The 21490-nt window shown below is 69.4% G+C and carries 16 protein-coding genes, 1 tRNA gene and 1 pseudogene; 15 read left to right on the top strand and 3 right to left on the bottom strand.

Features of this window, described 5'->3' with window-relative positions:
* Positions 1–6: 6 nt before the first annotated feature.
* From gltB to ACIDOCELLA78_RS000000105100, 3 genes are all read right to left on the bottom strand, one after another.
* On the bottom strand, positions 7–4545 hold the full coding sequence (gene gltB, locus ACIDOCELLA78_RS000000105110; protein WP_201728669.1) for a glutamate synthase large subunit: 4539 nt from the start codon (positions 4543–4545) through the stop codon (positions 7–9).
* Between the two features lie 5 nt (positions 4546–4550).
* On the bottom strand, positions 4551–6032 hold the full coding sequence (locus tag ACIDOCELLA78_RS000000105105) for an NAD(P)-dependent oxidoreductase (protein ID WP_201728668.1): 1482 nt from the start codon (positions 6030–6032) through the stop codon (positions 4551–4553).
* A gap of 177 nt (positions 6033–6209) precedes the next feature.
* Entirely contained in the window at positions 6210–7160 is a 951-nt protein-coding gene (locus tag ACIDOCELLA78_RS000000105100) for a complex I NDUFA9 subunit family protein (RefSeq protein ID WP_201728667.1), read from the bottom strand.
* Between the two features lie 152 nt (positions 7161–7312).
* Here ACIDOCELLA78_RS000000105100 and ACIDOCELLA78_RS000000105095 point away from each other — a divergent pair.
* The 15 genes and pseudogenes from ACIDOCELLA78_RS000000105095 (at position 7313) to atpC (ending at position 21384) form a co-directional block, all read left to right on the top strand.
* Positions 7313–7398, top strand: a tRNA-Leu gene (locus ACIDOCELLA78_RS000000105095).
* A gap of 37 nt (positions 7399–7435) precedes the next feature.
* On the top strand, positions 7436–8092 hold the full coding sequence (locus ACIDOCELLA78_RS000000105090; RefSeq protein ID WP_201728666.1) for a ribonuclease D: 657 nt from the start codon (positions 7436–7438) through the stop codon (positions 8090–8092).
* A gap of 63 nt (positions 8093–8155) precedes the next feature.
* Entirely contained in the window at positions 8156–9181 is a 1026-nt protein-coding gene (locus ACIDOCELLA78_RS000000105085; protein WP_201728665.1) for an SIS domain-containing protein, read from the top strand.
* The gene (gene lptC / locus ACIDOCELLA78_RS000000105080) at positions 9178–9918 is read left to right on the top strand and encodes an LPS export ABC transporter periplasmic protein LptC (RefSeq protein ID WP_201728664.1); all 741 of its coding nucleotides are present in this window, start codon (positions 9178–9180) and stop codon (positions 9916–9918) included. The genes ACIDOCELLA78_RS000000105085 and lptC overlap by 4 nt, the downstream gene beginning before the upstream one ends.
* Complete coding sequence (locus ACIDOCELLA78_RS000000105075; RefSeq protein ID WP_201728663.1) at positions 9915–10895, top strand: LptA/OstA family protein; 981 nt, start codon at positions 9915–9917, stop codon at positions 10893–10895. The genes lptC and ACIDOCELLA78_RS000000105075 overlap by 4 nt, the downstream gene beginning before the upstream one ends.
* Entirely contained in the window at positions 10892–11686 is a 795-nt protein-coding gene (gene lptB, locus ACIDOCELLA78_RS000000105070; protein WP_249675767.1) for an LPS export ABC transporter ATP-binding protein, read from the top strand. Before ACIDOCELLA78_RS000000105075 ends, lptB begins: the two co-directional genes overlap by 4 nt.
* 123 nt (positions 11687–11809) lie before the next feature.
* Positions 11810–12463 (top strand): 50S ribosomal protein L25/general stress protein Ctc, encoded by a 654-nt coding sequence (locus tag ACIDOCELLA78_RS000000105065; RefSeq protein ID WP_201728662.1) that lies wholly within the window; start codon positions 11810–11812, stop codon positions 12461–12463.
* Positions 12464–12481: 18 nt separating this feature from the next.
* Positions 12482–13060 (top strand): aminoacyl-tRNA hydrolase, encoded by a 579-nt coding sequence (gene pth, locus ACIDOCELLA78_RS000000105060; RefSeq protein WP_201728661.1) that lies wholly within the window; start codon positions 12482–12484, stop codon positions 13058–13060.
* Position 13061: 1 nt separating this feature from the next.
* A complete protein-coding gene (ychF, locus tag ACIDOCELLA78_RS000000105055) occupies positions 13062–14156 on the top strand; it encodes a redox-regulated ATPase YchF (protein WP_201728660.1) in 1095 nt (364 codons plus the stop codon).
* Positions 14157–14171: 15 nt separating this feature from the next.
* A pseudogene (locus tag ACIDOCELLA78_RS000000105050) lies at positions 14172–16327 on the top strand (primosomal protein N').
* A 154-nt stretch (positions 16328–16481) separates the two neighbouring features.
* Entirely contained in the window at positions 16482–17075 is a 594-nt protein-coding gene (locus ACIDOCELLA78_RS000000105045; RefSeq protein ID WP_201728659.1) for a F0F1 ATP synthase subunit delta, read from the top strand.
* Between the two features lies 1 nt (position 17076).
* On the top strand, positions 17077–18609 hold the full coding sequence (atpA, locus tag ACIDOCELLA78_RS000000105040; RefSeq protein WP_201728658.1) for a F0F1 ATP synthase subunit alpha: 1533 nt from the start codon (positions 17077–17079) through the stop codon (positions 18607–18609).
* 16 nt (positions 18610–18625) lie between these two features.
* Positions 18626–19516 (top strand): F0F1 ATP synthase subunit gamma, encoded by an 891-nt coding sequence (locus ACIDOCELLA78_RS000000105035; protein ID WP_201728657.1) that lies wholly within the window; start codon positions 18626–18628, stop codon positions 19514–19516.
* Between the two features lie 19 nt (positions 19517–19535).
* Positions 19536–20966, top strand: a complete 1431-nt coding sequence (gene atpD, locus ACIDOCELLA78_RS000000105030) for a F0F1 ATP synthase subunit beta (protein WP_201728656.1) — start codon at positions 19536–19538, stop codon at positions 20964–20966.
* A gap of 4 nt (positions 20967–20970) precedes the next feature.
* Positions 20971–21384 (top strand): ATP synthase F1 subunit epsilon, encoded by a 414-nt coding sequence (atpC, locus tag ACIDOCELLA78_RS000000105025; RefSeq protein ID WP_201728655.1) that lies wholly within the window; start codon positions 20971–20973, stop codon positions 21382–21384.
* Positions 21385–21490 lie beyond the last annotated feature (106 nt).

Below are 21490 nucleotides of genomic sequence, written 5' to 3'. Positions count from 1 at the left end.
GACCGGTTACTCGGCCGGAATTTTCGCCGCCGCCGGCGCCGTCATCGGCACCGGCAGGAAGCGCGCATAGTCGCGCGGCACCACCATCCAGACCCGCGCCAGCGTGCGCTCCCACTCGTTGAGCAGGCGCTCGGCGTAGAGACTCTGCGTCTCGCGCGCGTGCTCGGTGACGAGGTCGCGCAGATGCTGCGCCCAGTAGGATTCCGTCACACGGTTCCAGAGCAGCGTGTCCGGGTTGATCCGCATCTCGAAATCACCATCCGGATCGTAGACGAAGGCGATGCCGCCGGTGAAGCCGGCGCCGAAATTGTCGCCCACCGGGCCGAGTATCACGACCGTCCCGCCGGTCATGTATTCGCAGGCGTTCGACCCCGCGCCCTCGACAACCGCAATGGCGCCGGAATTGCGCACCGCGAAGCGCTCGCCGGCCTGGCCGGCGGCGAACAGCCGGCCCGAGGTCGCGCCATAGAGGCAGGTATTGCCGATGATCGTGTTGTCCTGGCTGACGAGCGGCGAGGACGGCGCCGGGCGCACCACGATGGTCGCACCCGACAGGCCCTTGCCGACATAGTCGTTGGCATCGCCGAAGACCTCGAGCTTGAGTCCGCGCACGGCGAAGGCGCCGAGCGACTGGCCCGCGGCACCGCGCAGCCGCACGGTGACGTGGTCGGCCTGCAGATCGGCGCCGCGCTTGCGCCGGACGATCTGCCCGGAGAACTTGGTGCCGATCGCGCGATGGGTGTTGCGGATGCCGTATTGCAGCTGCATCTTCTCGCCGCGCTCGAAGAACGGCGTCGCATCCTCGATCATCTGCGCATCCAGCGTCTCCGGCACCTCGTTGCGGCCCTGCAACGTGCAGAAGCGCGCATAGGGGCCGGGGTCGGCCTGGGCAAGCAGCGCGTTGAGATCGAGATCGTCGAGAATCTCCGAGCCGCGCGAGATCTGGTGCAGGTAGTCGGTGCGGCCGATCACGTCCTCTAGGCGGCGCACGCCGAGCGAGGCGAGGATGTGTCGCACATCCTCGGCGATGAAGGAGAACAGGTTGATCACCTTCTCCGGCGTGCCCTCGAACTTCGCGCGCAACGCCTCGTCCTGCGTGCAGACGCCGACCGGGCAGGTGTTGGAATGGCACTGGCGGACCATGATGCAGCCCATCGCCACCAGCGAGGCGGTGCCGATGCCGAATTCCTCGGCACCGAGCATGGCCGCGATCACCACGTCGCGCCCGGTCTTGATGCCGCCGTCGGTGCGCAGCTTCACCATGTGACGCAGCCGGTTCAGCATCAGCACCTGATGCGTTTCCGACAGGCCCATCTCCCAGGGCAGGCCGGCATATTTGATCGAGGTCTGCGGGGAAGCGCCGGTGCCGCCGGAATGGCCGGAGATCAGGATCGCGTCCGCCTTCGCCTTGGCCACGCCGGCGGCGATGGTGCCGATGCCCGAGCGCGAGACCAGCTTCACGCACACCGTCGCCTGCGGGTTGATCTGCTTGAGATCGTAGATCAGCTGGGCGAGATCCTCGATCGAATAGATGTCGTGATGCGGCGGCGGGCTGATCAGCATCACCCCCGGCGTCGAATGCCGGAGCTTGGCGATCAGCTCGGTGACCTTGAAGCCGGGGAGCTGGCCGCCCTCGCCGGGCTTCGCACCCTGGGCCACCTTGATCTCGATCTCGCGGCAGTTGTTCAGATATTCGGCGGTCACGCCGAAGCGGCCCGAGGCGATCTGCTTGATCGCTGACGAGGCGTTATCGCCGTTCGGCCGCGGTGTTGCGCGTGCCGCGTCCTCGCCGCCCTCGCCCGAATCCGAGCGCGCGCCGATGCGGTTCATCGCGATCGACAGCGTCTCGTGCGCCTCGGGGCTGAGCGCGCCGAGCGAGATGCCGGGTGCGACGAGCCGCTTGCGGATTTCGGTGATGCTCTCGACCTCGTCCACCGGGATCGGCGTCATCCCCTCGCTGCGGAAATCGAGCAGGTCGCGCAGCGCCACCGGCGGCTGCGCGTTCACCGCATCGGCATATTTCCGATACAGCGTGAAACTGTCGGTCGCGACCGCGGTTTGCAGCATGTGGACCATCTGGCCGTCGAAGGCATGGGTCTCGCCCTTGCGGCGCAGGCGATAGACGCCGCCGACCGGCAGGGTCACGGCATCCGCATCCCAGGCGGTGCGGTGCAGTTCCAGCATCTTGTGGGCGATGCCGGGCAGGCCGATGCCGGAAATCCGCGAGGGCATGCCGGGGAAGAATTCCGCGACCAGCGCGCGGGACAGGCCGATCGCCTCGAAATTGTAGCCGCCGCGATAGGACGAGATCACCGAGATGCCGAGCTTCGACATCACCTTGAGCAGCCCCTTGTTCACCGCCTTCTTGTAGCGGCCGATGCACTCCTTCAGGCTGATCGACCCGAACAGGCCGCGGCGATGCCGGTCGGCGATGCTTTCCTGCGCGAGATAGGCGTTGATCGTGGTCGCCCCCACGCCGATCAGCACGGCGAAATAATGCACGTCCATGCATTCGGCGGCGCGCACGTTGAGGCTGGTGAAGGTGCGCAGCGACTGGCGGACGAGATGGGTGTGCACGGCGCCGGTGGCGAGGATCATCGGGATCGGCGCGTGCGCCGCATCGAACGTTTCGTCAGTGAGGATGACATGGGTGCAGCCGGCGCGAACCCCTTCCTCGGCCTCGCGGCGGATGCGCTCGATCGCGGCGCGCAGCCCGCCCTCGCCATCGGCGACCGGGAAGGTGCAGTTCACCACGCAGGCATTGTCGCCCATCGTGCGGCGCATCGCGTCGAACTCGGCGGTCGAGAGGACCGGGCTTTCCAGCTGCAACAGATCGCACTGGCTGGAATCCTCGTCGAGCACGTTGCCGAGATTGCCGAGGCGGGTCTTGAGCGACATCACGCGGCTTTCGCGCAGGCTGTCGATCGCGGGGTTGGTGACCTGGCTGAAGCTCTGGCGGAAATAGTGATGCAAGCCGCGATAACGCTCCGACAGCACGGCGATCGGGGTGTCGTCGCCCATCGAGCCGGTCGCCTCGTTGGCGTCCTCGACCATCGGGTGGAGGATGAGTTCGAGTTCCTCCAGCGTGTAGCCGACGCCGAGCTGGCGGCGGCGCAGCGCCTCGCCCTCGAAAAGGACCGGCTCCGGCGCATCGGTTTTCACGATATGGTCGATCACCTTGATGCCGGCGGTCCAGGCGCCGAAATCCTGCCGGGCGGCGAGATCGTCCATCAGCTCGGCGTGATGGTAGAAGCGGCCATCGGCGAGATCGACCGCGATGGTCTCGCCCGGCCCGACGCGGCCGCGCTCGACGATGTCCGCCTCCTCGCGCTTGACCATGCCGGTTTCCGACCCGACGATCAGCAGGCCGTCGCTGGTGCGGGTGAAGCGCAGCGGGCGCAGCCCGTTGCGGTCGAGACCGGCGATGACGAAGCGGCCATCCGTCGCGGTGATCGCGGCCGGACCGTCCCACGGTTCCATCACCGCGTTGCAATAGCTGATGAGGTTGCGGTGCTCGGCCTTCATCGTGGCATCGGCGCCGATCGAGGGCGGGATCATCAGCGTTTTCGCCATCATCGCGTCGCGGCCGCCGTGAACGAGGAGTTCGAAGACGGCATCGAGCGTCGCGGTGTCGGAACTGCCGGCCTGGATCACCGGCTTGATGTCGCCGAGATACGCGTCGAGCGCGCCGGCGGCGAGGCGGGTTTCGTGGCTCTTCATCCAGTTCACGTTGCCGGCCAGCGTGTTGATCTCGCCGTTATGCGCGAGGGTGCGGAAGGGCTGGGCCAGCCGCCAGGTCGGGAAGGTGTTGGTGGAATAGCGCTGATGATAGATCGCGAAGCGCGAGACGAAGCGCTCGTCGAGCAGGTCGGGGTAGAATTCGGTCAGGCTCTCGGCGAGGAACATGCCCTTGTAGATGATCGAGCGGCAGGAGAGCGAGCAGATGTACAGCTCGGGGATTTGCGCCGCGATGGCTTCCTTCTCGATCCGCCGGCGGATCACGTAGAGGTCGCGCTCATACTCCTCCTCCGACTTGCCGAGCGCGTTCCACACCATGATCTGCTCGATCTCGGGGCGGGTGGCGTTCGCCTTTTCGCCGATGCAGGACACGTCGATCGGCACCTGGCGCCAGCCATAGATGCGGTAGCCGAAATTCAGGATCTCGGTCTCGACGATCTGCCGGCAGCGCTCCTGCGCGCCGAGATCGGTCTTGGGCAGGAAGACCATGCCGACCGCGATCGGGCCGCGGCGCATGCGGTCGCCGCCGCGCTCCACCGCGTCGGTGAAGAAATCCTGCGGGATCTCGACATGGATGCCGGCGCCGTCGCCGGTCTTGCCATCGGCGTCGACCGCGCCGCGATGCCACACGGCCTTCAGCGCATCGATGCCGGCGACGACGACATCGCGCCGCTTGCGGCCATCGAGGGCCGCGATCAGGCCGACGCCGCAGGCGTCGTGCTCCTGCGCGGGATCGTAGCTGCCGGCGAGCGCCGTGGTGTTGCGCTGCCAGGCGGCGAGGAATTCGGGGGCGGTTTCGTGGTTCATGGTCATCACTCCGCGGCGGAGGTCAGCGCGCCGTCGAGGCGCGCGGCGGTGGCGAGCGCGCCGTCGGGGCGCGCGGCGGCGGTTTCGAGATAGGCGTGCATGGCGTCGGCGGCATCGCGGCCGTCCTTGATCGCCCAGACGACGAGGCTGGCGCCGCGGACGATGTCGCCGGCGGCGAACACGCCGGGCAGCGCGGTCATGAAGCTCTTCGAATCGACCTTGAGCGTGCCCCAGCGGGTGAGCGCGAGGCCGGGCTCGTTGAACGCGCCGGGCAGATCCTCGGGGTCGAAGCCGAGCGCCTTGATGACGAGATCGGCCTCGATGGTGAAGTCCGAACCCGCGATCGGCTCGACGGTCTGCCGCCCGGAGGCATCGGCGAGGCCGAGATGCATCCGCACCGCCTTGACCGCGTTCACCCGCCCGGCGCCAACAAAGGCTTCCGGCGCGGAGAGCCAGGTGAACTCGACACCTTCATCGATCGCGTTCGCGACCTCGCGCGCCGAGCCGGGCATGTTGGCGCGGTCGCGCCGGTAGAGGCAGGTGACGGCGGCGGCGTCCTGGCGGATGGCGGTGCGGACACAGTCCATCGCCGTGTCGCCGCCGCCGATGACGACGACGCGCTTGCCAGCGGCGTTCAGTTCGCCCGAATCGTAGGCCGGCACCGCATCGCCCAGCCCCTTGCGGTTCGAGGCGATGAGATAGTCGAGCGCCGGGACCACGCCATCGAGCCCGGTGCCCGGCACGTCGATCTCGCGCGCCTTGTAGACGCCGGTGGCGACCAGCACCGCGTCGTAGCGCGCGCGCAGCCCGGCGAAGCTGACGGCGCCGCCGATATCCTCGTTCAGGTGGAAGTGGATGCCGCCCTCCTCGAGCCAGGCGCGCCGGCGGGCGACGATCTCCTTCTCCAGCTTGAAGCCGGGAATGCCGTAGATCAGCAGCCCGCCCACCCGGTCGTGCCGGTCATGGACATGCACCTGGTATCCCTTGCGCCGCAGCGCCTCGGCGGCGGCGAGGCCGGCCGGGCCGGCGCCGATGATGCCGACACTCTGCGCGCGCTCGCGCCGCGGGCGGATCGGCCGGACCCAGCCATTCTCGAAGGCGGTGTCGGTGATGTAGCGCTCGACCGCGCCGATGGTGACGCTCTCGAACCCCTTCTCGATGACGCAGTTGCCCTCGCACAGCCGGTCCTGCGGGCAGATGCGGCCGCAGATTTCGGGGAAGGTGTTGGTGGCGGCGGAAATCTCGTAGGCTTCCTCCAGCCGGCCCTCGGCCGAGAGTTTCAGCCAGTCGGGGATGTTGTTCCCCAGCGGGCAATGCACCTGGCAGAACGGAATCCCGCACTGGCTGCACCGGCTGGCCTGGGCCGCGGCGTCCTTCGGGTCGAAATCGCGATAGATCTCGCCGAAATCCTCGCGGCGCTCGACGGCCGCGCGCTTTTCCGGCGGCTGCTGCGCAAGACGCACGAATTGCTGCATGTGCTCGGTCATCGGCACAACTCCGTTCCGTGGATGGCTGTTTCACGGTGTCCCTAGCGCAGCGGAACGGAGAAGGCCAGCAATTTTTTGATATTATGACAGCATAGTTGCCGTATAATCGCGATTATCTGCCCTGCGCGGATTTCGGTCGGTGTTTATCCCGAAAATTTATGTCTCATTCGTGACCTATCACGCCTCGCCGCCCGTTGGCCGGCCGCCGCCCTGCCGGAACCGCCGCAGCAAGGCGGGCACGACGAGGTCGATCGGCGTCGGCACGATGCCCATGTCGGCGAGGGTGCGGGCGTTCCGCGCCACGACATTGTCGCGCCGGAGCAAGAGGAGCTGGTCGGTCGTCAGCAGCCGGCCGGGCAGGTGCTGGAGCACCGAGGCCTGTAGCCAGGCCGCCCAGCGCGGCACGCCGATGAGGGCGCGGTGATGGCCGGTCTCGGCGTTGATATAGGAGAGCAGGTCGCGGAAGCTGCGGATCTCGGGCCCGCCCAGCTCATAGGTCGCCCCGGCGAGTTCGGGACGCTCGATCGCGGCCATCACCGCGGCGGCGACGTCGCCGACATAGACGGGCTGGAATTTCGTCTCGCCCTCGATCACCGGCAGGACGGGAAGCTGCGCCGCCATCGCGCCGAAGCGGCCGAAGAATCCATCGCCCGGGCCGAAGACGATGGAGGGGCGCAGGATCGTCGCCGCCGGAAACGCCGCCCGCACCGCCGCCTCGCCCATGCCCTTGCTGCGCGCATACAGGCTCGCCGCCTTCGGATCGGCGCCGATCGCCGAGACCTGGACCAGCGCGCTCACCCCGGACTCCTGCGCGAGCCGGGCGATCCGCGCGGCGCCCTGGTGCTGCACGCGGTCGAAATCGCCGCGATGCCGCTCGGCCAGGATGCCGACGAGATTGACCACGCACGCCGCCCCCTCGATCGCGCGGCGCAGCGCTGCCTCGTTGTCGAGCGGCGCGTGCAGCGGCACGACCTGGCCGACATCGCCCAGCGGGCGGAGAAAGGCGCCGGCCTCGGTATCGCGCATCGCGGCACGGACGACCCAGCCGGCGGCGGCCAGGCGTTTCACGACATGGCGGCCGATGAAGCCGGAAGCGCCGAAAACCGTTGCAACCTTGCGCGATGCCATGAAGAACTCCTTTTCACTGGGCGCCTTCTGTTCGCATGACTGGCCCGCGCAAGACAACCGCCTCACGCGCGAAGGCGGATTGACGGCGGGGCGCCGCTTCGCTATTGCCCCTCCACCGAAGCGCGCCGGGTGGCGCGGTTCGCAGCCCCCTTGCCCAGGTGGCGGAATGGTAGACGCGCAGGTTTCAGGTACCTGTGGCCGCAAGGCTGTGGAAGTTCGAGTCTTCTCCTGGGCACCAACTCTCAATCTCCCGCTTGCGGGATCGTGATGGGCCGATGAGCCAGACCCAGTTTGCCGCCGGCGCCACCATCCATATTCATCGTCACGACCTGCCGGACGGGCTCGATCTGGGCCCGGTCGTCGCGGTCGACACCGAGACGATGGGGCTCGATCCGCGGCGCGACCGGCTCTGCCTCGTCCAGCTCTCGGCCGGCGACAATACCGCGCATCTCGTGCAGATCATCCCGCCATCGCTCGGCGGGCGCGGCGCCGATTGCCCGAATCTGAAGCGCCTGCTCGAACAGTCCGGCGTGACCAAGCTGTTCCACTTCGCCCGGTTCGACCTCGCGATGCTGTATCACGCGCTCGGCGTGACGACCGCGCCGGTGGTCTGCACCAAGATCGCCTCGAAGCTGGTCCGCACCTATACCGACCGGCACGGGCTGAAGGATCTCTGCCGCGATCTCGCCGGCATCGAGATTTCGAAGCAGCAGCAGACCAGCGACTGGGGCGCCGCCGACCTCACGCCGGAGCAATGCGCCTATGCGGCGTCGGACGTGCTGCATCTGCACGCGATCTGGGCCCGGCTGGAAGCGCTGCTGGTGCGCGAGGGACGGCGGGAGCTGGCCGAGGCGTGCTACCGGTTCCTGCCGGCGCGCGCGAAGCTTGACCTGCTCGGCTTCGAGGAGCCGGACATTTTCAGCCATCGCTGACAGCCGCGCCGCGTCGCGCGCGATCGTGTTGACCCGGCGCGGCGCATCGTCCCATACAGGACCATGACGAGCGGACAGACCATGCCTGTTGCCCCCTCCCGCGACGATGCCGCGCCCGCCCCGGATGAAGCCGCCGACCTCGCCATCGCGCGCGACGTGCTGGCCACCGAAGCCGCGGCGCTGACCGCGCTGGCCGGCACGCTGGGCGAGACCTTCGCCGCGGCGATCGGGCTGCTGGCCGGGATCGGCGGCCGCGTCGTCGTTACCGGCATGGGCAAGTCGGGGCATGTCGCCCGCAAGATCACCGCCACCCTCGCCTCCACCGGCACGCCGGCGCTGTTCGTTCACCCCGCCGAGGCGAGCCACGGCGATCTCGGCATGATCGTGCCGGGGGATGCGGTCATCGCGCTGTCCAATTCCGGGGAGGCCGCGGAGCTTGCCGACATCGTCTCGCATGTCCGCCGCTTCGCGCTGCCGCTGATCGCGATCACCAGCCGCGCCGCGAGCACGCTGGCGCGCGCCGCCGATCTCGTGCTGCTGCTGCCCACCGCCCCCGAGGCCGGGCCGATCGGCATGGCGCCGACCACCAGCACGACGATGCAGATGGCGCTCGGCGACGCCATCGCCGTCGCGCTGCTCGCCCGCCGCGGCTTCACCGCCGCCGATTTCGGCCTGTTCCACCCCGGCGGCAAGCTCGGCGCCCGGCTGCGGCGGGTGCGCGACCTGATGCATGAGGGCGACGAGGTGCCGCTCGCCGCGCCGGGCACGCGGATGGACCAGGCGATCCTGCTGATCACCGCGAAGCATTTCGGCTGCCTCGGCGTCGTCGACGGCGAGGGCCATCTGCTCGGCGTGGTGACCGATGGCGACCTGCGCCGCGCGATGGCGCCCGACCTGCTGGCGCGCGAGGTCGGCCAGGTGATGACCACCAGCCCGCGGGTGATCGGGCCGGACCGGCTCGCCGAGGAGGCGCTGCACGACATGACGGCGCTGACCCCCCGGGTGATGTCGCTGTTCGTGGTGGATGGCGCGCGCCGGGTGCTCGGCATCGTCCACATGCACGACCTGTTGCGGGCGGGTGTCGCGTGAACGCGGCGCGCACGCCGGACCGGCCCGGCGCGTCGCGGCCGCGCGGCGGGATGCGCGGGCGGTCCGAGGGGTTGTTCGCCACCCTCACCGCCTCGCGCGATCGCCAGCGCGCCGCCCTTGGCCGGCAGCGCCGCATCGTCGCCGCCGCGAAGGTCATCCTGCCGGCGCTCGCCGCCATCCTGCTCGTCGCCATCGTCATCTTTCCGGGCCTGCGCAGCGGCGCGCGGTTCGGCCGCATCACCTATCGCGAGCTGCCGGGCGGCAGCGCCGCCGCGCTGTCGCGGCTGACCGGCGCGCAATATCGCGGCATCGACGCGCGGGGCGAGAAATTCACCATCACCGCCCGCCACGCGGTCCAGAGCGGGGGCGACCGGCTCGACCTCGACCGGCCGAAAGGCGACATCACGACCCGCAGCGGCTCGTGGTTCATGCTCGACGCGAAGAGCGGCGTCTATCACCAGAAATCCCAGCGTCTCGACCTTGCCGGCAAGGTCACGCTCTATCGCGCCGACGGCACCACCATGCGCACGCGCCGTGCCACGATCGACATCAAGGCCGGCGTCGCCACCGGCAAGACGCCGGTTTCCGCCTATGGTCCGTTCGGCACGCTGACCGCGGCGGATGGCTTCGTCGCCCGCAATCACGGCCAGACCGTGACCTTCAGCGGCCCCTCGCACCTCGTGCTCGACCAGGCGAATCTTTCATCACCTCCCGGACAGGACGGAAGCGGCTCATGATCGTGCAGGCCCGGCGCGCCGCGGCGCTGCTCGTTCTCGTCGCCCTGCCCGGCGCGGCCGCCGCGCAGTCGCTCGGCTTCGGCGCGACCGGCGGCCAGCCGACGCCGATCGACATCACCGCGCAGAACGGCATCGCGTGGAACCAGAAGACGCGGATCGTCACCGCCAGCGGCAAGGCCAAGGCGGTGCGCGGCACGGTGACGGTGACGGCCGACCAGCTCGTCGCGCAGTACAGCCCGGCCCCGGCGGGCGGCGGCAAGCCGGCGGCGGCGCCCCAAGGCACGCCGGCTACCGGCCTCGCCGGGCTCGATTCGGGCGCCTCGCAGATCACCCGGCTGGAGGCGGTCGGCCATGTTCACATCTTCACCGCGACGGAGCAGGCTTTCGGCGATCGCGCGGTCTATCACATGAGCCGGCACGAGCTGGTGCTGACCGGCCACGGGCTCAGGCTGGTGACGCCGAGCGAGACCGTCACCGCGACCCGCGCCCTGCAATACTGGTCCGACGCGCGCAAGGCGGTCGCCATCGGGGATGCCAGGGTGGTGGGCAAGGATGGCCGCACGGTCACCGCCGATCGGCTGACCGGCTATTTCGCGCCCGCCGCCCCGGCAGCGGCCGGCGCCCCGTCCGCTGCCGGGGCGCCACCCTCAGCCGCGCAGACCGACGCCAGCAAGCTGCGCAAGGTGGTGGCGGAGGGGCATGTGGTGGTGACCACGCAAAGCGACGTCGCGACCGGCGATCACGGCGTCTATCATCCGGCGAGCGGCATCGCGGTGCTGACCGGCAATGTGCACATCACCCACGGCCCCAACGAACTCGCCGGCCAGACCGCGCGGATCAACATGAAGACCGGCATCGCGACGCTGGTCTCCCGCCCGGGGCAACGGGTCGAGGGGCTGATCATTCCCGACAGCACGCAGACGCGGCCGGCCGGCGCCGCGAAATCGCCGCATTCGGGCGCGAAGGCGGCGCCATGAAGGAACAGCTTCGCGTCATCCCGGGCGGCATCGCGGCGGCGCCGGGCGGCACGCCGGCCGCCGCCGCCGAGCACGGGCTCGTCGCCCGCGGGCTTGGCAAGAGTTTCCGCAAGCGCCCCGTGGTGCGCAATGTCTCGGTGACGCTGCGGCGGGGCGAGGCGGTCGGCCTGCTCGGGCCGAACGGCGCCGGCAAGACCACCACATTCTACATGATCGTCGGGCTGATCCAGCCGGATACCGGCTCGATCCTGCTGGATGGCGCCGACATCTCCACCCTGCCGATGTATCGCCGCGCGCGGCTCGGCATCGGCTACCTGCCGCAGGAGGCGAGCGTGTTCCGCGGCCTCACGGTGGAGCAGAACATCACCGCGGCGCTGGAAGTGGTGGAGGCCGATCCGGACCGGCGCGAGGCGATGCTGGACGATCTGCTGGCCGAGTTCGGCATCTCGCATCTGCGCCGCACCCCGGCGCTTGCCCTGTCCGGCGGCGAACGCCGCCGCGTCGAGATCGCCCGCGCGCTGGCGACCGGGCCGAGCTACATCCTGCTCGACGAGCCGCTGGCGGGGATCGACCCGATCGCGGTCGGCGAGATTCGCGACATGGTGGCCCAGCTCAAGCAGCGCGGCCTCGGCGTCGTCATCACCGACCACAATGTCCGCGAGACGCTGGAAGTGATCGACCGCGCCTATATCCTGCACGAGGGCCATGTGCTGATGGAGGGCGTGCCCGACGAGGTGGTGGCGCATCCCGAGGTCCGCCGCGTCTATCTCGGCGACCGCTTCATGCTCTGACCCCGCCGCGCGGATGGCGCGCATGCGGCGGCAAAACTTGTCAGGCCGGCTGCGATGGGGTAGGCGAACCGGTGCCGGCACCCCTGGAGGCCGGTTTTTTTCATTGAGTTCATGGAGCGAAGAATGGCCAAGTTCGAGACCATTGCGGCCGAGGATCGCGCGCGGGCCGGCAAGGGGGTGGCGCGGGCGACACGGCGGGCCGGCAAGGTGCCGGCGGTGATTTACGGCGCGAAGCAGGAACCCTCCCTGATCGCGCTCGACCCGCGCATCGTGCTGCGCGAGATGAAGCGCGGCGGCTGGCGCTCGCGCCTCTACGAGATCGAGACCGCTTCGGGCAAGGCCCGCGCGCTGATGCGCGACATCCAGCTGCATCCGGTCACCGACCAGCCCGAGCACGTCGACTTCCAGCGCCTCGCGGCGGGCGAGCCCGTGCGCGTCGCGGTCAACGTCAACTTCCTCAACGAGCTGATCTCGGTCGGCATGAAGCGCGGCGGCGTGCTGAACATCGTGCGCCACGCGGTGGAGGTGATGTGCGACCCGGATCACATCCCCGATCATTTCGAGGCGGATCTCGGCCCGCTGGACATCAACGACAACATCCGCTGGTCCGACCTCAAGGGCATCGGCGTTGCGAAGCCGACCATCACCGACCGTGACTTCGTGATCGCGACGATCGCGCCGCCGACCGTGGTGGCCGAGGCAGCACCCGCCGAAGGCGCCGCGGCAGCGCCGGCCAAGGGCGCTGCCAAGGGCGCTGCCAAGGGCGGCAAGAAGTAATATCGCGGACCCCTCGCCATGAAGCTGTGGGTCGGCCTCGGCAATCCCGAACCCGGGATGGCACGGAACCGTCACAATATCGGCTTCATGGCGATCGACGTGATCGCCGACCGCCACGGTTTCGCGCCGTGGCGGAAGCGCTTTTCCGGCCTGGTGAGCGAGGGCAGCATCGGCGGCGAGAAGATCGTCGCTCTCAAGCCGCTGACCTACATGAACGAGTCGGGCCGCGCGGTGCAGCCGGCCGGCGCGTTCTTCAAGCTGCCGCCGGACGCCATCACCGTGTTTCATGACGAGCTCGACCTCATCCCCGGCAAGGTGCGGGTGAAGCGCGGCGGCGGCGCGGCGGGACATAACGGGCTGCGCAGCATCGACCGCACGCTCGGCACCCAGGAGTACTGGCGCGTGCGGCTCGGCATCGGCCATCCGGGCGACAAGGCGCGGGTGCATGGCCATGTGCTCGGCAATTTCGCGAAGACGGACGAGGACTGGCTGGTCGTCACGCTCGAAGCGGTCTCTGACGCCGCCCCCCTGCTCGCCGCCGGCAAGCCGGAAGATTTCATGACGAAAGTCGCCCTCCTGACCAAGGACACCGCCTGAGATGGGTTTCAACTGCGGCATCGTCGGCCTGCCCAATGTCGGCAAGTCGACCCTGTTCAACGCGCTGACCGCGACCGTCGCGGCGCAGGCGGCGAATTATCCGTTCTGCACGATCGAGCCGAATGTCGGCCGCGTCGCCGTGCCCGACCCCAGGATCGACGTGCTGGCGAAGATCGGCAAGTCGGTGAGGACCGTGCCGACCAGCCTCGAATTCGTCGATATCGCCGGCCTCGTGCGCGGGGCGGCGAAGGGCGAGGGACTCGGCAACCAGTTCCTCGCCAATATCCGCGAGGTCGACGCCATCATCCACGTGCTGCGCTGCTTCGAGGATGACGACATCACCCATGTCGAGGGGCATATCGACCCGCTGCGGGATGCCGACACGGTGGAGACCGAGCTGATGCTGGCCGATCTCGAAAGCTTGCAGAAGCGCGTGCCCAACCTGCAGAAGAAGGCGCGCGGCAACGACCGCGCCGCCGCCGCCGAACTGGCGCTGATCGAGCCGTTGCTCAAGGTGCTGGAGGACGGAAGGCCGGCCCGGACCGCGATTCCGGCCGGCGAGGAAGAGGCGGTGCGCCGGCTGCAACTGCTCACCGCGAAGCCGGTTCTCTATGTCTGCAATGTCGAGGAAGCCTCGGCCGCGACGGGCAACGCGCAGTCGGCGCGGGTTGCCGAGATGGCGGCGGCGCAGGGGGCGGCGCATGTGATCGTCTCCGCCGCGATCGAGGCCGAGGTGGCGCAGCTTCCCGCCGGCGAGCGCGAGGAGTTCCTCGACGGGCTGGGACTCGCCGATTCCGGGCTCGACCGGGTGATCCGCGCCGGCTACGAGCTGCTGGGGCTGATCACCTATTTCACCTGCGGCCCGAAGGAGACCCGCGCCTGGACGATCACCCGCGGCACCGCCGCCCCCGCCGCGGCGGGCGTGATCCACGGCGATTTCGAGCGCGGCTTCATCGCCTGCGAAACCATCGCCTATGACGACTATGTCGCCTGCAATGGCGAGGCCGGGGCGCGCGAGGCGGGCAAGCTGCGAATCGAGGGGCGCAACTATATTGTCGCCGATGGCGACGTTCTGCTGTTCCGCTTCAACGTCTGACCCGGCCCGCGCCTGATGGCGCTGGTCTCGATCCTGCTGCCCTACGCGTTCGACGCCGCCTTCACCTATGAGGTGCGCGCGGGCGCGCCGGCGCCGGGTGCCGTGGTGACCGTGCCGCTCGGCCGGCGCATCGTGCATGGCGTGGTGTGGGACGACGCGCCGGAGCCGGACATCGCGCCGGGCCGGCTGAGGCCGGTTCAGGCGCTTGTCGCCACCCCTGCCCTGCCGGGAACGCTGCGCCGCTTCATCGACTGGGTCGCGCAGTACACGATGGCGCCGCGCGGCGAGGTGCTCGCCCTCGCCCTGAAAACCGGGCTGCTCGACCCGCCCGCCCCCCGCGCCGGCTGGGCGGCGGGCGCCGCACCGGCCGGGCGGATCACCGCGGCACGGCAGCGCGTGCTGGATGCGCTGGCGACACTCGACCGCCCGAGCACCGCCGAACTCGCCGCCGCCGCCGGCGTCGGCGCCGCCGTGGTGCGCGGCCTTGCCGATGCCGGGATGCTGCGCCCCGCGGCGCGGGAGCGGCCCGTTGCGGCGCCCGATCCCGACCACGCGCCGCCCGCGCTGTCGGCGGCGCAGGAGGACGCCGCATCCGCCCTGCGCGCCTCGGTCGCGGCGCGGCGGTTCGAGGTCACGCTGCTCGAAGGGGTGACCGGCGCGGGGAAGACCGAAGTGTTCTGCGAGGCCATCGCGGCCTGCCTGCGGGAGGGGCGGCAGGCGCTGGTGCTGGTGCCGGAAATCGCGCTTTCCGCCCAGTTCGCCGCGCGCTTCGCCGCCCGGTTCGGCGCGGCGCCGACGCTGTGGCATTCCGGCCTGACGCCGGCGACCCGCCGCGCCAGTTACCACGCGGTCGCGAGCGGCGCGGCGAGGCTGGTGCTCGGCGCCCGCTCGGCGCTGTTCCTCCCTTCGCCGATCCCGGGCTGATCGTGGTCGATGAGGAGCACGAGGCCGCCTACAAGCAGGAGGACGGCGTGACCTATCACGCGCGCGACATGGCGGTGGTGCGCGGGCGGATCGCCGGCTGCGCCGTCATCCTCGCCTCCGCCACGCCGAGCCTCGAATCGGCGGTGAACGCCGAAACCGGGCGCTACCGCCACATCACCCTCGCCGCCCGGCATGGCGGCGCGCGGCTGCCGGCGATCGAGGCGATCGACCTGCGCGCCGCCCCGCCGGCGCGCGGGCGATTTCTCTCTCCGGTGCTGGCCGAAGCGCTGGAGGCCACGCTGGACGGCGGCGGCCAGGCGATGCTGTTCCTCAACCGCCGCGGCTATGCGCCGCTCACCCTCTGCCGTGGCTGCGGGCACCGGCTCACCTGCCCGAACTGCACCGCCTGGCTCGTGGAACACCGCCGGCCGGGCCATCTGCTCTGCCATCATTGCGGCCACGCGGCGCAGGTGCCCGCCAAATGCCCCGAATGCGCGGCGGAGCAGAGTTTCGTTCCGATCGGCCCCGGCGTGGAGCGCATCGCCGAGGAAGTCGCCGAGCTGTTCCCCGCCGCCCGCACCATTCTGATGGCGAGCGACGCGATCACCACCGCCGAACAGGCCGAGGCGGCGCTGCGCGCGATCGTCGCCCACGAGATCGATCTCGTGATCGGCACGCAGATGATCGCCAAGGGCTGGCACTTTCCCGACCTCGTGCTGGTCGGCGTGGTCGATGCCGATCTCGGCCTTGGCGGCGGCGATCTGCGCGCCGGCGAGCGCAGCGCGCAGCTGCTGCACCAGGTCGCCGGCCGCGCCGGGCGCGGGCGGCTGCCCGGGCGGGTGCTGCTGCAGACCTACGCGCCGGAGCATCCGGTGATGCGCGCGCTGGTCGGCAACGATCTCGCCGGGTTCCGCCGCGCCGAGGCGGAGCTGCGCGCGCCGGGAAACTGGCCGCCCTTCGGCAGGCTCGCCGCGCTGATCGTCAGCGCCGACGAGGCCGGCATCGCGGATGCGGCCGCGGCCGCCCTCGCCCGCACCCAGCCGCAGGCGGGCGTGCAGGTGCTCGGTCCCGCGCCCGCGCCCTTCGCCATGCTGCGCGGCCGGCACCGCCGCCGCCTGCTGCTGCGCGCCGCGCGCGGGGTTGCGGTGCAGACGGTGCTGCGCGACTGGCTGGCCCGCGCCCGCGCCGGGGGGCTGCCCCGCGCCGCACGGGTCGATATCGACGTCGATCCGATCTCATTCCTGTGAGCGCATGCGTTGCGCGGCATGGGGTCGTATGCTACTGGCGCGCATCGCTTGAAAAAGCGCACGGAAAGGTGTGTCCGCATTCCGGCTGACGGGGCGTGGCGAATCAATCCGGGGTTGAAACGCAAGAACTGAGATCGAAGGCAGGGTCATACTGGTGTCGTCCGCCGTTTCCGCATCGCCGCAAGCCATTTCCCCCCAGCAGGATCGTGCGTCCGGCCTGTCCGTCCGCTATGCGCGGGCGCTGTACGAGCTGGCCGATGAACGCAAGGTTCTCGACGCCGTCGTCTCCGAAATGGCGGCGCTCGGCCAGCTCTTCGCCGAAGACCCGTCGCTGCGCCGCCTGATCGGCAGCCGCGCGATCGACATGCGCGAGGCCGGGCGGGCGATGGAGGCGGTGCTCGCCAGCCAGGGCGTATCCGACCTCGTCCGCAATTTCATCGGCACCGCCATCGCCAATCGCCGCCTTGCCGAGCTGCCGGCGCTGCTCGCGGGTTTCGCGGCCTATGTCGCCGGGAAGCGCGGCGTGGTCGCGGCCGACATCGCCTCGGCGCATCCGCTCACCGACACCCAGCGCGCCCAGCTCACCGCCCGCCTCGCCGAGGCCGGCTACGGGCGCGTCACCATCCGTGAAACGGTCGACCCCTCGCTGCTGGGCGGGTTGACCGTGCGGATCGGATCGAAGCTTTACGACACCAGTTTGAAATCGCGCCTGCAACGCCTGCGCCATGTGATGAAGGGAGCCGCCTGATATGGAGATCCGCCCCGCCGAAATCTCCGAGATCCTCAAGAAGCAGATCGCGAGCTTCGACACCGAGACGGATGTGGCCGAGACCGGCCAGGTCCTGTCCGTCGGTGACGGCATCGCGCGCGTGTTCGGCCTGGCCAATGTGATGGCCGGCGAGATGGTCGAGTTCCCGAACGCCGGCGTTCAGGGCATGGCGCTGAACCTCGAGAACGACAATGTCGGCGTCGTCGTGTTCGGCGACGACAAGGCGATCCGCGAGGGCGACACCGTCACCCGGACCCGCCGCATCGTCGACGTGCCGGTTGGCAAGGGGCTGCTCGGCCGCGTGGTCGACGCGCTTGGCAACCCGATCGACGGCAAGGGCCCGATCGAGGCGACCGAGCGCCGCCTGGTCGAGACCAAGGCGCCGGGCATCATTCCGCGCAAGTCGGTCCATGAGCCGATGCAGACCGGCATCAAGTCGATCGACGCGCTGATCCCGATCGGCCGCGGCCAGCGCGAGCTGGTCATCGGCGACCGCCAGACCGGCAAGACCGCGATCATCGTCGACACCTTCATCAACCAGAAGCCGCTGAACGCGCAGGATGACGAGAGCAAGAAGCTCTACTGCATCTATGTCGCGGTCGGGCAGAAGCGCTCCACCGTGGCGCAGCTGGTGCGGACGCTGGAGGAAAACGGCGCGATGGAATACTCCATCGTCATCGCCGCGACCGCCTCCGAGCCGGCGCCGATGCAGTTCCTCGCCCCCTATACGGGGTGCGCGATGGGCGAGTATTTCCGCGACAACGGGATGCACGCGCTGATCGTGTTCGACGATCTGTCGAAGCAGGCGGTGGCGTATCGCCAGATGTCGCTGCTGCTGCGCCGCCCGCCGGGACGCGAAGCCTATCCGGGCGACGTGTTCTACCTGCATTCGCGCCTGCTGGAGCGCGCGGCGAAGATGTCCGACGAGTTCGGCGCCGGCTCGCTGACCGCGCTGCCGGTCATCGAGACCCAGGCGGGCGACATTTCGGCCTATATTCCGACCAACGTGATCTCGATCACCGACGGGCAGATCTTCCTTGAGACCGAACTGTTCTTCAAGGGTATCCGCCCGGCGGTGAATGTCGGCAACTCGGTCTCGCGCGTCGGCTCCGCCGCGCAGATCAAGGCGATGAAGCAGGTCGCCGGCAAGATCAAGCTCGACCTCGCGCAGTATCGCGAGATGGCGGCCTTCGCGCAGTTCGCCTCGGATCTCGACGCCTCGACCCAGAAGCTGCTCGCCCGCGGCGCGCGCCTGACCGAGCTGCTGAAGCAGCCCCAGTTCAAGCCGCTGCCGGTCGAGGAGCAGGTCGTGTCGATCTTCGTTGGCACCCGCGGCTATCTCGACGAGGTGCCGGTGAACCGCATCGGCGATTTCGAGGCGCAGCTGATCTCGGAGATGAAGGCGCGCTCGCCGGAGATTCTCGACTCGATCCGCAACGATCGCGAGATCAAGAAGGAGACCGAGGCGAAGCTCATCGAGTTCGTCAAGTCCTTCGCGTCCAGCTTCGCGTAAGGGGCGCTCGGCACAGATGGCCAGCCTGAAAGCCCTCAGGAACCGGATCTCCAGCGTCAAGTCGACGCAGAAGATCACCAAGGCGATGAAGATGGTCGCCGCCGCCAAGCTGCGCCGCGCCCAGGCGCAGGCCGAGGCGGCGCGGCCCTACGCCACGAGGATGGCCGCGATGATGGGCGCCCTCGCCGAGGGCGCGGCGGACAACCCCAACGCGCCGGCGCTGCTCGTCGGCAACGGGGCGGACCGCACGCATCTCATCGTTGTCGTCACCGCCGATCGCGGCCTTGCCGGCCCGTTCAACTCCTCGATCAACCGCGCCGCCCGGGCGCGGGTGCGCAAGCTCGAGGCGGAGGGCAAGCGGGTCCGTCTGTTCACGGTGGGCCGCAAGGGGCGCGATTTCTTCCGCCGCGACATGCGCGAGAAGATCATCGGCGAGGCGAATTTCGTCGGCAAGAAGACGATCGAGTTCGCCGACGCCGAGGCGATCGCGCAGCAGATCGTCGCCGCGTTCGAGGGCGGCGCGTTCGATATCTGCACGCTGATGTTCAACCGCTTCGTCTCGGTGATGTCGCAGGTGCCGAGCGAAACGCCGCTGATCCCGGCGAGCGCCGGCCAGGCCGCGAACGACAATGCCGGGGCGGGCCAGCACGCCGGCTATTACGAGATCGAGCCGGATGACGGCACGCTGCTCGACCGTCTGCTGCCGCGCAATCTCGCGGTGCAGATCTACAGCGCGCTGCTCGAATCCGCCGCCGGCGAACAGGGCGCGCGCATGACCGCGATGGACAATGCGACGCGCAATGCGGGCGAGATGATCAACCGTCTCACGCTGAACTACAACCGCACCCGTCAGGCGAATATCACCAAGGAACTGATCGAGATCATTTCCGGCGCGGAAGCGCTCTGAGGTCTAGGGAATTACGCATATGGCAAAGAACGTTACCGGCCGCATCACGCAGATCATGGGCCCCGTGGTCGACGTGCAGTTCGAGGGCGAGCTGCCCTACATCCTCAACGCGCTGGAAACCAAGGTGGGCGACCGCCGGCTGGTGCTCGAAGTGGCGCAGGAAATCGGCGAGCGCACCGTTCGCTGCATCGCGATGGACAGCACCGACGGCCTCGCGCGCGGCGATGAGGTGCGCGACACCGGCGAGGCGATCGCCGTGCCGGTCGGCCCCGAAACCCTCGGCCGCATCCTCAACGTGATCGGCGAGCCGATCGACGAGCGCGGGCCGATTCCGACCACCCGCACCGCGCCGATCCACCGCCAGGCGCCGAGCTTCGACGAGCAGGCGACCTCGGCCGAGATCCTCGTCACCGGCATCAAGGTCGTCGACCTGCTCGCGCCGTACCTGAAGGGCGGCAAGATCGGCCTGTTCGGCGGCGCCGGCGTGGGCAAGACCGTGCTCATCCAGGAGCTGATCAACAACATCGCCAAGGGCCACGGCGGCGTTTCGGTGTTCGCCGGGGTTGGCGAGCGCACCCGCGAGGGCAACGACCTTTATCACGAGATGATCGATGCCGGCGTGATCAAGCTGGGCGACAACACCACCGAGGGCTCCAAGGTGGCGCTGGTCTATGGCCAGATGAACGAGCCGCCGGGGGCGCGCATGCGCGTCGGCCTCTCCGGCCTGACCATGGCGGAATATTTCCGCGACGAGGAAGGCCAGGACGTGCTGTTCTTCGTCGACAACATCTTCCGCTTCACCCAGGCGGGCGCCGAGGTTTCGGCGCTGCTCGGCCGCATTCCCTCCGCGGTGGGCTACCAGCCGACGCTCGCGACCGACATGGGCGCGCTGCAGGAGCGCATCACCTCGACCAAGAAGGGCTCGATCACCTCGGTCCAGGCCATCTACGTTCCCGCCGACGACCTCACCGACCCGGCGCCGGCGACCTCGTTCTCGCATCTTGACGCGACGACGACGCTGAACCGCGCCATCGCGGAAAAGGGCATCTATCCGGCGGTCGACCCGCTGGACAGCACCTCCCGCGCGCTCGACCCGCGCATCGTCGGCGAGGAGCACTACAACGTCGCCCGCGAGGTGCAGCGCATCCTGCAGAGCTACAAGTCGTTGCAGGACATCATCGCGATCCTGGGCATGGACGAGCTTTCGGAAGACGACAAGCTCACCGTCGCCCGCGCCCGCAAGATCGAGCGCTTCCTCTCGCAGCCGTTCCATGTCGCCGAAGTGTTCACCGGCTCGCCGGGCATTTTCGTCGCGGTGGAGGACACGGTGCGCAGCTTCAAGGCGATCTGCGCCGGCGAATACGACCACCTGCCGGAAGCGGCCTTCTACATGGTCGGCACCATCGAGGACGCGGTGAAGAAGGCCGAGTCCCTGAACGCGACGGCCTGATCCCATGACCGTCGCGCTCGAAATCATCAGCCCGGAGCGGCTCCTGCTCGCCCGCCCGGTCAGCATGGTGGTGATCCCCGGCACCGAGGGCGACCTCGGTGTCCTGCCGGGCCATTCGCAGATGATCACCTCGCTGCGCGGCGGCCTGATCGATCTCTACGAGGACGAGAAGCTGGTCGACCGGTTCTTCGTCTCCGGCGGCTTCGCCCAGATCACCGAGGAACGCTGCACCGTTCTCGCCGACGCGATCGTGAAGCTGGCCGAACTCGACCCGCTGAAGGCCGCTGACGAACTCGCGGCGGCCGAGGCGGCCTGGCGCGAGGCCGACGAGGCGGACGAGGCCGGCTGGCGCGCCGCCTCCGACCGGCTGATCACCGCGCAGGCGCGGGTCGACGCGCTCGCCGCCCAAAACGCCTGATTTCCCGCGCGCCCCGGTTTCCCGCCTGGCGGCGATCGGGTATCCTGTATTCACGTTCCTGAGACCGGCGCACGGTTTCAGGAACGGAAGACACCGACCCGCGCAG

The sequence above is a fragment of the Acidocella sp. C78 genome, assembly GCF_907164655.1.
This window is presented reverse-complemented; position numbering and strand designations above follow the sequence as displayed.